Below are 14,104 nucleotides of genomic sequence, written 5' to 3' on the forward strand. Positions count from 1 at the left end.
GGACACTATTAATATCATTATGAAGAGATATTTAATAGATCCATTTGCAATGTCTTGTCGTAAAAAAGTATATATAAAATAATCACAAAGCATTCACATGGTCATTTTTTACGATGGTAACTGTCCTCTTTGTAGCACTGAAATGCAGCAACTAAAGCACGCAGATACTAAAAACCTAATTACGCTTGAAGATCTTAATGCGACCGACTTCAGTGAGCGGTACTCGTATATTGATAGAGACAAAGCAATGACTTACCTACAAGCTCAAAAGCAATCAGGTGAAATGATTTACGGGCTTGATGTAACTTACGAGGCATGGAAAATAGTGGGTAAACACGGCTGGTTGAAAATTTTTCGCTTGCCAATAATTAGCTTTTTCGCTGACTGTGGATATGTGTTATTTGCAAAATACAGACATTCCCTTAGTAAAATTTTAATGCCAAACACAACGTGTTCTAATGGGCAATGCAGTTTAAAAAATAAGGGTAGTAAATGAAAACCATTGTTTTATTTGGCGCTAGTAGTGCGATTGCTAAAGCGTATGTTGAGCACTTAAATAACCATGCATCACAATTTAAAGTTCTGTGTGTCAGCTCAAGTGAATACAGCAGCGCCCCTACACATACTGAGTACTTTAGCACCGACTACAGCGCTCAAAGCCTGGCTATTTTTACCCAGCACTTAAAAGATACTCAAGCTGAATTACATCAAGTTATTATATTCAATGGTAAACTTCATAACACTCAGCACATGCCCGAAAAAAAGTTAGAAGATTTAAACGCTGATTATTTTAACGAGTTACTAAATGCTAATACACTCACGCCGTTACTTTGTTTACAGAGCATATTGCCTCTATTAACCCACAAAACGCAGTGTACTATTACAGCATTAAGTGCGCGCGTAGGTAGCATAAACGACAATGAATTAGGTGGCTGGTATACTTATCGCGCATCTAAAGCGGCGCTTAACATGCTATTTAAAACCGCAGCGATTGAACTTGCACGCAGAGCTAAAAATACCAAGCTCGTTTTATTTCACCCAGGGACTACTGATACTGCGCTTTCAAAGCCATTTCAAAAAAACGTACCTGCTGGAAAACTCTTTACAGCTGAATTTGTAGCCAAGCAGCTTTTTACACTTACTTTTAATAACCCTCATTTAGAACTCAATGGTGAGCCTGCCTACTTAGATTGGCAAGGCGAAACCATACCGTGGTAAGGATTTTTAATGCATTTTACTAAAGCGCGAATAGACGCACTTGAAAAACATACCCGTACTCACTTAATCAACTCTCTTTCGGGTTTTAAAAGCGCTAACTTAATTGGTACACAAGACTTACTTGGCAATACTAACTTGTCGATTGTAAGCTCCGTTATTCATCTTGGGGCTAACCCACCGTTGGTCGCAATGATAATGCGTCCTCATAGTGTGCCGCGTCATACGTTTGAAAATATTTTACAAACGGGGACTTACACCATTAATCAAGTGAATAAGTCGATTTATAAACAAGCTCATCAAACCTCAGCCCGTTACGATAAAGACGAATCTGAGTTTGATGCTACAGGCTTAACGCCTGAATACTTAAACGACTTTGCAGCCCCTTTTGTAAAAGAAAGCCGCTTAAAGTACTCGGTTAAATTTGTAGAAAACCAACATTTAGCCATCAATGGAACTGAGCTCGTTATTGGCGAAATTATGGATGTTTTTGTTGATAAAGCCGCGCTGCAAAGCGACGGTTTCCTAGATTTACAAGCAATAGAAACAGTGGCAGTAACTGGGCTTGACAGCTACCACACAAGTAATAAACTCACGCGTTTACCTTACGCTAAAAAATAATATGACCTTTTAAGAGGCTATAAACTATTAGCCTCTTATCGCATAACATTGAATTTTACCTTGGTATTAATCACACTAGCTAAAAATCCAAGGAGAAAAACATGACTACCATAGGTATAGGTACACAATCTAGCGGGCAAGCGTTGGCAAGCTTAAGCAATATGACGCACACGCTAACCCCTATTGCAGCTGACGAACATTTAGAGCGCATAGCCAAGGCGCAAGCGTATATGCTTGCAAACAACATAGATGCAATTTATTTAAACGCTGGCACCAACCTAACCTACTTTACAGGTATGAAATGGTACGCGAGCGAGCGCATGGTTGGCGCGATATTACCCGCCCTTGGTGAAGTACAATACATTGCACCTTATTTCGAAATTGGTTCACTAAACGGGTTTAAAGTAATAGAGGGGCCTATTCATGGGTGGCAAGAGCACGAAAATCCTTATGCACTTTTTGTTGAAGTACTAAAAAAACTAAACATTAATGAAAACGCTACTATTGGCATTGATGAAAGCGCGCAATTTTTTATATTCGACGGCATTAATAAAGCGCAAACGGGTTTAACCCTCATAAACGCCCAACCTGTAACGGCGCATTGTCGTATGCATAAATCAGTTCATGAGCTTAGCTTAATGCAGCGCGCGATGGACATGACCTTAGCCGTACATCAAGCCACAGCAAGCATGCTTTATGAGGGAATAACCACCACCGAAGTAGAAGCCTTTATTAAGCAAGCACATCAAAAAGTAGGCGCGCCAGGTAACTATTTTTGCATTGTTTTATTTGGTGTTGCAACGTCTTTTCCGCACGGTGTTAAAGACGCCCAAGTACTTAAAAAAGGCGATATGGTATTAATTGATACCGGCTGTAAAGTACACGATTACCTATCGGATATAACCCGTACCTATGTATTTGGTGAACCAACAATGCGCCAACGCATGTTTTGGGATCATGAAAAAGCAGCGCAAATGGCGGCGTTTAGTGCAGCAAAAATTGGTGCTACCTGCGAAGACGTAGACGCTGGCGCACGGACTTATTTAGCGGCGCAAGGGTTAGGCCCGCAGTACCAAACACCGGGTTGCCCGCATCGAACGGGTCATGGTATTGGGCTAGACATTCACGAATGGCCATACTTAGTTGGCGGTGATAAAACCCAACTTGCCCCAGGCATGTGCTTTAGTAACGAGCCAATGTTAGTTATACCTGATGAATTTGGCGTGCGCCTAGAAGATCATTTTTACATGACCGACAACGGCCCTCATTGGTTTACTGAGCCTAGCCATAGTATTGACGACCCATTTGGGCTTAACGCTTAATACCTTCTAAAAGAGCAGCTGTTTAGCTGCTCTTTTTTGTTTGGTATTGATAAAGCTAAATTAATCCCAATATCCTTTTTTATACTTAGTTATAAGCAATCCTCAAAAGGATAAATATGAAAAACTTTAAAATTGATATCGTTTCAGACGTAATGTGCCCTTGGTGTGTAGTGGGTTATAAAAACCTAGAAACTGCACTAGAGCAACTCAAAGACGAAATGAGCGCAGATATTACGTGGCATCCTTTTGAACTAAACCCAGATATGCCAATTGAAGGTCAGGATTTAAACGAACATTTGATGCAAAAGTACAACCTAAGTGAAGAGCAAGGCGACGAAAATCGTAAAAACATGTTCGAAGCGGGACAACGTGCTGGGTTTACCTTTAATTTTGATGGCAAACGTATCATGATCAACAGCTTTGATTTGCATCGTTTATTAATGTGGGCACGTGAAGAAGGTAAGCAAACGAAGCTAAAACTCGCCTTTTTTGAAGCGCACTTCACTGATTTAAAATACTTAAATCAAGAAGAAGCACTGCTCGACGTTGTTGAAAAAGTAGGTCTTGATAAAGAAACTGCGCGCGGCATTCTACATTCAGACAAATACGTTCAAGACGTACGCCAAGAGCAAGACAACTTTAAACAGATGGGTATTACTTCTGTCCCTACATTTATCATAAACGATAAATATGCACTTACTGGCGGACAACCAAGCGACTCGTTTATTCAGGCACTAAAACAAATTAGTGAAGAAGAGGCTAAGCAAGACGCTTAGTTAGCTAGCAAAATTAAAGGCTGCAATATGCAGCCTCGTAGCCAAACAATGCTAATTTAAGCATTTTCAAACTCTTTATAAATTAGCCACTTTGGCAGGTAAGGGGTGTCGGGCACTTGCCAACCATGTTTATCATAGGCAAGGCTAGCCACTGCGCTTATCAGCAAGGCTACATCACCTTTCCACGTAACCGCCCCCTCCGGTGGGTCGTTATAGAATGTGTAATGTAATTCAATAGCTTTATGGATTGCCTGTTGGTAATGAGCGGCATCGTTTGATAACACCGCTACCCACACATCCAAATAAGGTAAGAATAGCTGGTTCACGTAAGGCGCTCTAAATTCATCAACATGCTCAGGGCCTGATTTTTCCATTACCTCGCGTAATAACACTGTTTGGTCTGCGTCTTGTACAAATATATTTCGCACAAACTTGAGGAGTGCGAAGTCAAAGGCATCAGGGTACTCAAGCCAATCTTCTTCGCACCGGCAGATTAACTCAACCGCATCAGCATCTCTTAAGCAAAGCGCTAAACTCAATTGCAATAACCAATTATCAACCATTATAGAGCGATGCTCAGCACGACCCTCTAATCGAAACACGTGCTCTTTTAAGGTAAAAATATGGCGCTGCCCGGGGTTTGACACTAAATTATAGTGCGCATGTAATAAATCTAGGCCAAAGCGCATAATAGGCACGCCCTCAAGCCCTTTCTCTGCATTTTGTGCATGAAAGCTTAGACTTATACAATCCATTGCGTCAGAGTTTAACCGTGCCTGCGGCTCCTCATAAATCGCGGGCTCTAGCTCGAGATAACGCTGCCACCTATTGTTATAAGTATCTAAATGAATTTGATAGGCATTTTGCAAATTCACTAATTTATAGTGGTCATTGTGGTACTTTAAATGGCTCATAACCTGATATTTCCAATGGTGTAATTTGTCACGTCAAACGTTGGCTTTAAGCTACTGCCAGTTTGAAACTTCTGTTGTACTTTACGAAATTCAATGTTACCAGAATAACTATCAAATGCTTGCAAAGTGTTGCCCAAGGCTTGTGTAAATAGGGTGGTCAGGTCTTTCTTTTTGACACTATTTTACTTACACGAGAATAGTGCAATTGAAAATAGTCACCAATCTCTTTCAAAGTGTCTTGTCCTGAAATCTGTTTACACATTTCAGGACAAGACAAGTTTAAAACTAAATAAGACTGCACATTTTAGCCCTATTGGTTCTCAACTGTAATATGCACATATTCGCCGCTGTAGTTGATTAAGCAATCCTTACTAGCGCAGTAATAGAGCGCCCCTGACTTGAGTATTTCCTCCTCAGTATTTTTAATTATTAACGCGCAGCGATGCGTATTTTCGAAAGTCTTAATCGATATTTCTAAAAAGCCTATGAGGGATTTATTATTTATTGTTACCTGCTCTGTTATTAAGTTTATTTTAATAACCCTAGCCAATCGAAAATATTTATAAACTATATACAAACTGGCTAAGCAGCTAATTGGCAGTATTATCTCCCCTAACGCTAAAACGAGCCCTGCTAATATAGCGATAGCTCCTATCCCTACACCTTTAGATTTTATTAACGTGACTGTATTTTTCATAATAATAGGTAGTTGATATTGCTTATGGTTAATTTCTAATATAGGAACATATCTACTATTTGTTCCTTTGCCACAATTAACATTACACGAATAGATTTTTACACTGGCATTATAAGTGCATTATTAGCAAAGAAAATTATTACATGCTCTGTGAGATAATTTTGTGCGAATGATAGGTAAAAATTACATTTATTTAGACCCTTTTTTCAAAGCGACCAACAATGTTGAAACCTACATTTGTACTGTCTGCACAAATAAATTAACTATTTAAAGTAAGGAGTACACATGGCTAAGTCAGCAACATTATATAGAATGGCAACCGATGAACATATATGTCCGTTTGGACTCAAATCAAAAGATTTACTTAAGCGAAAGGGCTATAAGGTAGATGATAAGCCGCTGACTTCGCGCGAAGAAACCGATGCATTTCAACAAAAGCACAATGTTGATACCACACCACAAACATTTATCGATAACGAACGCATTGGCGGGTATGACGACCTGCGCACTTACTTTAATAAATCGGAGCCTGGCCAACAAGGTACTACTTATACTCCCGTAACGGCCATTTTTGCTGTTACCTTATTGCTTGCCTTTGCATTTAGCTACTCGACTGGCTTTGCACTTTTTTCTATGCATACAGTTATGCTGTTTGTCGCGTTAACAATGGGCGTACTGGCTATTCAAAAATTACGCGACTTATACAGCTTTAGTAATTCTTTTATAACCTATGATTTATTTGCGATGAAAGTAGTGAGATATGCTTATATGTATCCATTTTTAGAAGCATTTGTAAGTATTGGCATGATTGCAGGGCTTTCAGCTTATATTGTTGCACCAATTTCTTTATTTATTGGGGGTGTTGGCGCCGTGTCGGTGATTAAGGCTGTTTACATAGACAAACGAGAGCTTAAGTGTGCCTGCGTTGGCGGTGATAGTAATGTACCGCTGGGGTTCGTCTCTCTGACCGAAAACCTGTTTATGATTGCTGCAGGTATTTGGATGTTGATTAAATAAAAAGACTTAACACTTAAAAGGCTGCAGTGTGCAGCCTATTAAATAATTGTCAGCGAGCTTATTAAGTACGATAAAGCACTTTAATTACATGCCAGCCAAATTTGGTTTTAACTAAATGTGGCTCTAAAATTGCGCCTTTAAATGCAATTTTGTCAAACTGTGGAACCATTTGTCCGCGTCTAAATTCACCTAAGTCACCGCCTTTTTTACCCGATGGGCATGACGAATACTTTTTAGCTAAGGTCTGAAACTTTGCACCTTTACCTAATTGCTTAATAATATCTTCTGCAATTTCTTTGTGCTTAACCAAAATGTGAAGTGCATGTGCTGTGTTTGCCATGAAAAAAGCCTTTTATACCGTTAGCTAAAATTAAACGCGGCGATTTTAGCACAACCTCATAAACCTATCATCTACTTATACTGCAGTGTATTAACGCCTAATTTATAAATAATGTTTTGCATCCTCTGGGCTGGGTATTCTGCAATACTGATATTTGCCAAATAACGAATACCTATTTAAAGCAACCCTATCGTATAACCAATTATTAAACCTATTTGGCAAAATACTAAATACGTTTGCTAGTTTGTATGGGTAACCTAGCTGCTTAACAACATTAAAAAAAGCATGGCTTTGTGTAAATGCTTTACCATTTTCAACAAGCACCATTGAAGCGTATTCACTGGTTGAAAAACCAAAGTGTGTTAACAACAGTTCTCCTTTTGGAGATTGCACGCTGCATAATTTAAAAATAGTAGTTTTATCGTGAGCAATAATAAAGTTACACCACGCGCTGCAAAGCTTACATTGCGCATCAAATAAAATAATTTTTTGGTTTTGCATTAATGTCGCTGCATCATCGCTCATAACACCTCCTTAATTAAGTACTTTACTGCTGCACCGGCTTTTTTTGTAACTTACGCTGCAAAGTACGCCTATGCATATTAAGTTGCCTTGCGGTTACCGACACATTGCCATTATTGCTGTGCAGGACTTGTTGAATATGCTCCCACTCTAAGCGCTCTGGCGACATAACTGCATCATCAATAGCACTCGATGCAGATGCCACAGGCTCGGTGTTAAGCGCTTTTAATAATGTTGCCATATCAACCGGCTTAGTAAGGTAGTCGTTTGCGCCCAAACGCATTGCCTCTACTGCGGTTGCTATACTTGCAAACCCAGTTAGTAAAACAATATGTGCTTGGGGGAGCAAACTACGTAATGGCTTTATTAATGCCAAGCCATTGTCATCGCCTAGTTTCATATCTAGCAATACAAAGTCAGGTAAGTGCTGGCGGGCTATAAGTAATGCATCACTTTGATTATGCCCCACCTCGCAGGTAAAGCCCTGTTTAGTTAAGCGCCTTGCTAGTGTGCTGGCTAAATTTATATCGTCTTCAATTATAAGTAACTTCATGAGGCGTTATTCTCAGTGTTTACAATAGCGAGTTTAACTTTGGCAACAGCGCCGCCATCTGCATGGTTAAACAAGGTAAGTGAGCCATTTAAACGCTCAAAAGTAACATTTGATAAAAGCACAGCAAGCCCCATTCCTTGATCGCTTGGCATAAGTTGCCCGCCCAGATCAGCTAATTGCGATGACGAAAAGCCACAGCCAAAATCACGAATTAGCAAGTAAACGCATTCACTATGTAAGTTATCTTGCTGCCAACTCAGCTCTAACTGGGTTTTATCTTGTTTTTGATTAGCGAGCGCGGCGTTTTGCAATAAATTTAAAATAGCAGGCAATAACATGGCATCACTCAATAGCGTTGCAGCAATAGGTGGCGTAATCCATTTAATTTGCTGATCTGGGTATTGCAGTAAAAGTGTATCTGTAATTTGCGTTTGCAGTTGCTTTACGGTGGTATGCTCTTGCGAATTTTTAAGACGTAATTGCTCTGAGAGTTTTCTAAAGTCGTTAAGTTGCGTACTACACTGAGTAAGCGGCGCTTGCATGTGCTTAACAATGGGGTTGTTTGGTTGCTCTTCTAATAACTCTTCAAACAGTAACTGTAAATTTGCAATTGGGGTCGCTAGTTGATGAGTTATTTGTGCTGCGGCCCCATCAAGGGTAACAAGCTGTTCATTACGTAATTGCTTTTCTCGCACATTTGCAATAATTCGCTCTCGCTCTTTAAGTGCTCTGCTCATTGCGCCAATAACAAGTGCAATTACACTGGCACTTAAAACAAAATTAACCCACATGCCAATAAAGTGACCACTCATATTCATTTGATGCATACTGTGATCGGGCATCTTTATCAATAAAAAACTGTATGCGGCAATGGCTAACACTGCAATATAAGCTAATCCTTTTTCTCGCAGCGTAACAGCAGCTATCATTATTGGGAGTAATAACAACGATACAAATGCATTAGTTGCACCGCCACTTAGTGAGAGCAATACCGTTAAAAATAACACATCAGCAGTTAACTGCATTAACATACCCAAGGGCTTAGCTTGGCTTACGTTACGATAAGCAAACAGGCTAATAAGCTGAAACACAGCCTCAACGGCAATGACAATCAGCAAAGGCAGTAATGCAATCTGATGTTCTAGTAAAAAATAAACGCTAAGCACAGCAATTAATTGCACGGCAATTGCGCCGCTACGCAGCATTAATAGTCGACTAATGGTGGGGTCCGTACGCATTAACAAGAGGTAATTGCCCAATCAAATGTTTAATAAGGTTATTTTAACGGTTATATGATTTTTAATCATCATCCATCGAAATTGAAAACGGTGCACAAGGCGTTCCTTGATGAAACACCATTTTCCATTGTTCGTTAGTTTGACGCCAAAGCGACATACGCAATGAATAATTAAATTCACTGCGAGCAGAGCGCCTGTAAGCAGCTTGATAACTAAGTTGCACTACATCATCGCTCAGCATTCGGCCCTTAAAATGCTGATTATAAAACTGTGGCACAACCTCGGTAGGTAAGCGGGTAAGTACTTGGTATTTATTAAATGTAGTGCCGTTGGCTGCAATTTCGATAAATTCATCATCGAGTAAAGCATCTAGTGCGCGCTCAGATTGGCGAATCTCTGGGTCTAGTAACTGGCGCTCAGCGTCAATCAAATGATTAAACAACGACACTTTTATTTTGCTGCTCATAACCTTCCCTATTGTTTATAAACTTGCCCGGCTTTCATAACAAATTGCACGTTTTTAAGTACGTCGATATTTTTAAGCGGTGAGCCATTCACACTGATAATATCTGCTTGCTTACCAACACTCAAGTCGCCAATGAGTGCGCTTTGCCCCAGTAGTTTAGCTGCATATATGGTTGCTGACTTAATAGCTTGGGCTTCGCTCATACCATTGTTTACCATTAAACTAAATTCGTTAGCATTAAGCCCATGACGCGACACACCTGAGTCTGTTCCAAAGGCTATATTAACCTTGTTTTGCAGTGCAAGTTTAAACGAAGCCTGCATTTTTGGAGTCACTTCACGCACTTTGTCGGCTATTGCCGGTGGCATATTTGGATTTGTAAGCACCTCTTCGCTTACCGTTGCACCCGCTAAAAGCGTCGGTACTAAATAAGCTCCCGTTTTTTTAAATAACTTTATTGCCTCTTTATCTAAATAAGAGCCATGCTCAATAGAATCTACACCGGCTTTTAAGGCCGCTTTTATACCTTGTGTACCGTGCGCATGCGCTGTAACTTTACGCCCTAAGTGGTGAGCAGTATCAACAATTGCAATCAGCTCTGCATCTGTAAGTTGTTGGTTAACCCCTGCGGCGGTATTACTCAATACTCCACCTGTGGCAGTAATTTTAATTACATCAGCGCCACTTTTTATTACCTCGCGTACCGCACGGCTACAATCATCCGCGCCATTACAAATACCTATCCCACCTGTAACCGCATCTGTAATGTCTTTTCGATAACCGTGCATATCTGCGTGTCCACCGGTAGGCGATATTGTATTACCCGCTGCAAAAATACGAGGGCCGTTAATATCATTTCTCTCGATAGCGCGTTTTAGCGGAAATATAACTTTATGATCGCTACCTAAATCTCGCACTGATGTAAAACCCGCATCGAGCGTACGTTGCAAATATTTAATTGAGCGCAAAGCATAATCGGCATCATATTCTGTTGCCCAGCGGTGAGGGTTTGCTTTAGCATCTCGCTCAAACGTAACGTGAACATGCATATCAATAAGACCAGGCATTACAAATTGATTTTTAAGATTGATAATATCGGCATCAGATAGGTTAAGTTCTGCTTTTGTGAGGTAGCCGTCTTTAATGGCTGTTATTGTATTATCTGTTATGACTAACGTTTGCTCTGTTTTTACTTTTTGATCCTCGGATGCAAGTAAGCTGCCCGCATAAATAATTTTATGCTGTTGAGAAAAAGCCCCATTTGCAATTAATGCCAGCGCTATTGAAGTGAATGTTGTTATTAGTGTTGTTTTCATACTTGCTCCTTTTTTATACTAGCATTACCTTAAATAACCCGTAATTGCGAATATTTACGATACAAAGCATTCTATAAACTAGTCTTGAAAGCCGTTTTTTGGTATAACTCACCCATTAGAAATACATGTCAGACCACCTTAAGAGAACATACTATGCCTTACGCACATATCACTGGTTGGGGTAAATGCATTCCACCAGCAAGCATTAGCAACGATGAAATTAGTGAAATAGTTGATACCACCGACGAGTGGATAACCACGCGTACAGGCATTAAATCTCGCCGAGTGAGCCATGTAAGTACCGCCGAGCTGGCAACCGTTGCTGCTAAGCATGCTATTGCGTGCGCGGGCGTTGATCCTAAAGATATTGATTTAGTGATATTAGCCACTTGTACACCTTCTACTGTTGTGGCAAATACCGCCTCACAAGTGCAAAAAAATATTGGTGCAACTGGCGCTGCCGCAATGGATACAAACGCGGCATGTTCGGGCTTTTTATATGCATTGCAAGCTGCTACAGCACAAATTCAAGCGGGTATGATCAAAAAAGCAGTGGTCATTGCCGCTGAGCGTATGACCTGGTACGTAAACTGGGCACGCCGTGACAGCGCTGTATTATTTGGCGATGGTGCAGGTGCAGTCGTACTTGAAGCGGCAGAAACACCAGCGGGTCTACTTGGTACTAAAACCGGTTGTGACAGTGAAGACCGCGATATTTTACACATCACTAACTTTGGTAGTGATTTAAATAAATATGAGCCAATTGGTCCATCTGATTTATTATTTGAAGGTCGTGAAATTTTCAAACGTGCTGTCAAAGGCATGAGCGAAGCGTGCGACGACGTACTCAAACAAGCCGATTTGAGCCTTGATGACATTAATGTACTCGTTCCACACCAAGCTAACTTACGTATTATTCAGGCTATTCAACATCGTTTAAAAGTACCTGACGAAAAAGTAATGGTTAACATTGGTGAGTATGGTAATACCTCTGCTGCAACTATTGCTATTGCGTTATGTGAAGCCGTTGAGCAAGGGTTAATTAAACCGCATTCAAATATTATGTCTGCTGCATTTGGTGCAGGCCTAACATGGGCTGCAAGTTACATAAAATGGGGCGAGCGCGTAACGCCTATTAGTGTAAGCGATGCTGCTTTACCACCATGTGATAAAACTGGTTTAGAGCTTGTAGCACCAGCTGTTAAAGCATGTAAAGAAGCGCAGCAAAGCTAACAAAAGATGTAATAACCCACATTTAAAACGCACTTATTTAAGTGCGTTTTTGCTTTTTAAGGAATTAAATTTGAAACTTTTAGGTATTCATCACGCTGCCATTATTTGCAGTGACTATGCACGTTCTAAACACTTTTATAGCAACGTACTTAAACTTGAAATTATTAACGAGCACTTTAGAGCAGATCGTAATTCATATAAATTAGATTTAGCCATGCCCGATGGTAGTCAAATAGAGTTATTTTCGTTTGATGGCGCACCTACGAGACCAAGCTATCCCGAAGCACAAGGCTTAAGACATTTAGCTTTTAAGGTGACTGATATACACAGTGCAAAAGCGTATTTACAATCGTGTAATGTAGAAGCTGAGGATATTAGAGTGGATGAAATAACCGGCAAAAAGTTTACCTTTTTTGCCGATCCAGATAATTTACCACTTGAGCTATACGAGGTTTAACCCCGTATAGTCATATAAGATTAGTTAAAACGGTTTTGTAAGTAAGTAAACACCGCGCGAATACCTAACGCTTCACCACCTGTTGGACGACCTGGTAATGCACGTAAGTTCCATGCCATTACATCAAAGTGCACCCATGGTGTTGTTGGTTCAACAAATTCTTTTAAGTAAAGCGCTGCGGTAATAGCACCACCAAACGGTGTGCTTGCACAGTTTGCCATATCGGCTACATCACTTTTTAGTAAGTTTTTGTATTGTTCAAACAACGGAAGCTGCCAAACAGGATCATGGACGATTAAACCTGCATCAATAATACCATTTGCTACATCGCGCTCTGTTGAGAAAAAGCCCGGAAGCTCCGTGCCCAGTGCAACACGACATGCGCCCGTGAGAGTAGCAAAATCAATAATTAGCTCAGGGTTGTCGTTTTGTGCTTCGCTTAATGCATCACACAATACTAATCGCCCTTCTGCGTCGGTATTATCAATTTCGACCATAATGCCTTTGCGCGTTTTAATTACATCGCCTGGGCGAAATGCATTTCGCGATACTGCATTTTCAACAGCTGGTACAAGCACTCGTAATCTAATTGGTAAGTTAGCTGCCATAATAAGCTGCGCTAGTGCAATTACATGCGCGGCACCGCCCATGTCTTTTTTCATGTTACGCATGCCAGAGCTTGGTTTTAAATCAAGTCCACCAGAGTCAAAACATACGCCCTTACCTACTAGCGTAATTAATGGAGCGTCAGTTGCCCCCCATTTTAAATCGAGTAAACGCGGTTTATTTTCGCTTGCACGACCCACCATATGAATAGTCGGGTAGTTTTGCTCTAGTAACTCATCGCCAATCCACTGTGAAAATTCGCCATTGTAAGTTGCAGCTAAATCTTCCATTACTTGCGATAAATGTTGCGGCATCATATCTACCGCTGGAGTATTAACTAAATCACGTGCAAGTGTAATGGCATCAGCTTGTTGGCTAATACGGTCAAACAACGCTTTATCGCTAATGGCTAATTGCGCTTTTGCCGTTGGTTTTTCTTTATATTCACTAAATTCGTAACCACCAAGCACAAACCCTAAAGCAACTTGCTCTACAAAAGCGCTCTCGCCTTGAATTTGATAAGTACCAGTAGGAAGTGTATTTGCTAAATTACCCGCAGCCCAAAAGTCATCGCTACTTTGCATTAAACAAAATACCTGGCTTAACTCGCCAGTTTTAGCATCAGGGATTAAAGCAACACCTTGCTTTTCAAAACCTGTATTAGTTAACCAATTTTGTATAAATGCAGGCTGCTGTGCTTGCCAGTCAGATAATTCGTTTTTAAGAATAAAAGATAAAGGAATACCAGAAGATGTATGACGTAGTAATGCACTCATTAAAAAGCTCATATAATATAAAAATGGTACTTAAG

The 14,104-nt window shown here is 40.3% G+C and carries 16 protein-coding genes; 8 read left to right on the forward strand and 8 right to left on the reverse strand.

Annotation, left to right across the window (positions count from 1 at the left end; translation table 11 throughout):
• Positions 1 to 97 precede the first annotated feature (97 nt).
• From WNY79_RS01400 to WNY79_RS01420, 5 genes are all read left to right on the forward strand, one after another.
• Positions 98 to 496, forward strand: coding sequence for a DUF393 domain-containing protein (locus tag WNY79_RS01400; RefSeq protein ID WP_165735905.1), 399 nt, complete (start codon positions 98 to 100; stop codon positions 494 to 496).
• On the forward strand, positions 493 to 1,218 hold the full coding sequence (locus WNY79_RS01405; protein WP_342874887.1) for an SDR family NAD(P)-dependent oxidoreductase: 726 nt from the start codon (positions 493 to 495) through the stop codon (positions 1,216 to 1,218). Before WNY79_RS01400 ends, WNY79_RS01405 begins: the two co-directional genes overlap by 4 nt.
• Before the next feature lie 9 nt (positions 1,219 to 1,227).
• Entirely contained in the window at positions 1,228 to 1,836 is a 609-nt protein-coding gene (locus WNY79_RS01410; RefSeq protein ID WP_024605704.1) for a flavin reductase, read from the forward strand.
• Positions 1,837 to 1,937: 101 nt separating this feature from the next.
• A complete protein-coding gene (locus tag WNY79_RS01415) occupies positions 1,938 to 3,158 on the forward strand; it encodes a Xaa-Pro peptidase family protein (RefSeq protein ID WP_342874888.1) in 1,221 nt (406 codons plus the stop codon).
• A 116-nt stretch (positions 3,159 to 3,274) separates the two neighbouring features.
• Entirely contained in the window at positions 3,275 to 3,934 is a 660-nt protein-coding gene (locus WNY79_RS01420) for a DsbA family oxidoreductase (RefSeq protein ID WP_024591839.1), read from the forward strand.
• 56 nt (positions 3,935 to 3,990) lie between these two features.
• On the opposite strand, the gene WNY79_RS01425 is transcribed toward WNY79_RS01420, so the two are convergent.
• Positions 3,991 to 4,848, reverse strand: a complete 858-nt coding sequence (locus WNY79_RS01425) for an immunity 49 family protein (RefSeq protein ID WP_290192759.1) — start codon at positions 4,846 to 4,848, stop codon at positions 3,991 to 3,993.
• Positions 4,849 to 5,830: 982 nt separating this feature from the next.
• Between WNY79_RS01425 and WNY79_RS01430 the strand changes: the two genes are divergently transcribed.
• Positions 5,831 to 6,562 (forward strand): MauE/DoxX family redox-associated membrane protein, encoded by a 732-nt coding sequence (locus WNY79_RS01430; RefSeq protein ID WP_342874889.1) that lies wholly within the window; start codon positions 5,831 to 5,833, stop codon positions 6,560 to 6,562.
• Positions 6,563 to 6,623: 61 nt separating this feature from the next.
• Here the strand turns inward: WNY79_RS01430 and WNY79_RS01435 are convergent, their stop codons facing one another.
• The 6 genes from WNY79_RS01435 to WNY79_RS01460 all read right to left on the reverse strand — a co-directional run bounded on the left by WNY79_RS01435 (position 6,624) and on the right by WNY79_RS01460 (position 10,997).
• Positions 6,624 to 6,902 (reverse strand): peptidylprolyl isomerase, encoded by a 279-nt coding sequence (locus WNY79_RS01435; RefSeq protein ID WP_002959014.1) that lies wholly within the window; start codon positions 6,900 to 6,902, stop codon positions 6,624 to 6,626.
• Positions 6,903 to 7,004: 102 nt separating this feature from the next.
• Positions 7,005 to 7,427 carry a DCC1-like thiol-disulfide oxidoreductase family protein gene (locus WNY79_RS01440; protein ID WP_342874890.1) on the reverse strand — a complete coding sequence of 141 codons (423 nt, stop codon included), beginning with the start codon at positions 7,425 to 7,427 and terminating at the stop codon, positions 7,005 to 7,007.
• 22 nt (positions 7,428 to 7,449) lie between these two features.
• A complete protein-coding gene (locus WNY79_RS01445) occupies positions 7,450 to 7,977 on the reverse strand; it encodes a response regulator (protein ID WP_342874891.1) in 528 nt (175 codons plus the stop codon).
• A complete protein-coding gene (locus WNY79_RS01450) occupies positions 7,974 to 9,215 on the reverse strand; it encodes an ATP-binding protein (protein WP_342875020.1) in 1,242 nt (413 codons plus the stop codon). The genes WNY79_RS01445 and WNY79_RS01450 overlap by 4 nt, the downstream gene beginning before the upstream one ends.
• A 61-nt stretch (positions 9,216 to 9,276) precedes the next feature.
• Positions 9,277 to 9,681, reverse strand: a complete 405-nt coding sequence (locus WNY79_RS01455) for a DUF4440 domain-containing protein (RefSeq protein WP_024600535.1) — start codon at positions 9,679 to 9,681, stop codon at positions 9,277 to 9,279.
• Between the two features lie 8 nt (positions 9,682 to 9,689).
• Positions 9,690 to 10,997: an amidohydrolase family protein gene (locus WNY79_RS01460; RefSeq protein WP_342874892.1), complete on the reverse strand. Its 1,308-nt coding sequence runs from the start codon at positions 10,995 to 10,997 to the stop codon at positions 9,690 to 9,692.
• 153 nt (positions 10,998 to 11,150) lie between these two features.
• Here WNY79_RS01460 and WNY79_RS01465 point away from each other — a divergent pair, with 153 nt between their 5' ends.
• Positions 11,151 to 12,230: a ketoacyl-ACP synthase III gene (locus tag WNY79_RS01465; RefSeq protein ID WP_342874893.1), complete on the forward strand. Its 1,080-nt coding sequence runs from the start codon at positions 11,151 to 11,153 to the stop codon at positions 12,228 to 12,230.
• Between the two features lie 70 nt (positions 12,231 to 12,300).
• The gene (locus WNY79_RS01470; protein WP_170071346.1) at positions 12,301 to 12,687 is read left to right on the forward strand and encodes a VOC family protein; all 387 of its coding nucleotides are present in this window, start codon (positions 12,301 to 12,303) and stop codon (positions 12,685 to 12,687) included.
• Positions 12,688 to 12,707: 20 nt separating this feature from the next.
• On the opposite strand, the gene WNY79_RS01475 is transcribed toward WNY79_RS01470, so the two are convergent.
• Entirely contained in the window at positions 12,708 to 14,069 is a 1,362-nt protein-coding gene (locus WNY79_RS01475; protein WP_342874894.1) for a leucyl aminopeptidase family protein, read from the reverse strand.
• Between the last annotated feature and the right edge of the window lie 35 nt (positions 14,070 to 14,104).

Origin of the sequence: Pseudoalteromonas sp. AS84 (assembly GCF_038900255.1) — a bacterium.
GTDB lineage: Bacteria > Pseudomonadota > Gammaproteobacteria > Enterobacterales > Alteromonadaceae > Pseudoalteromonas.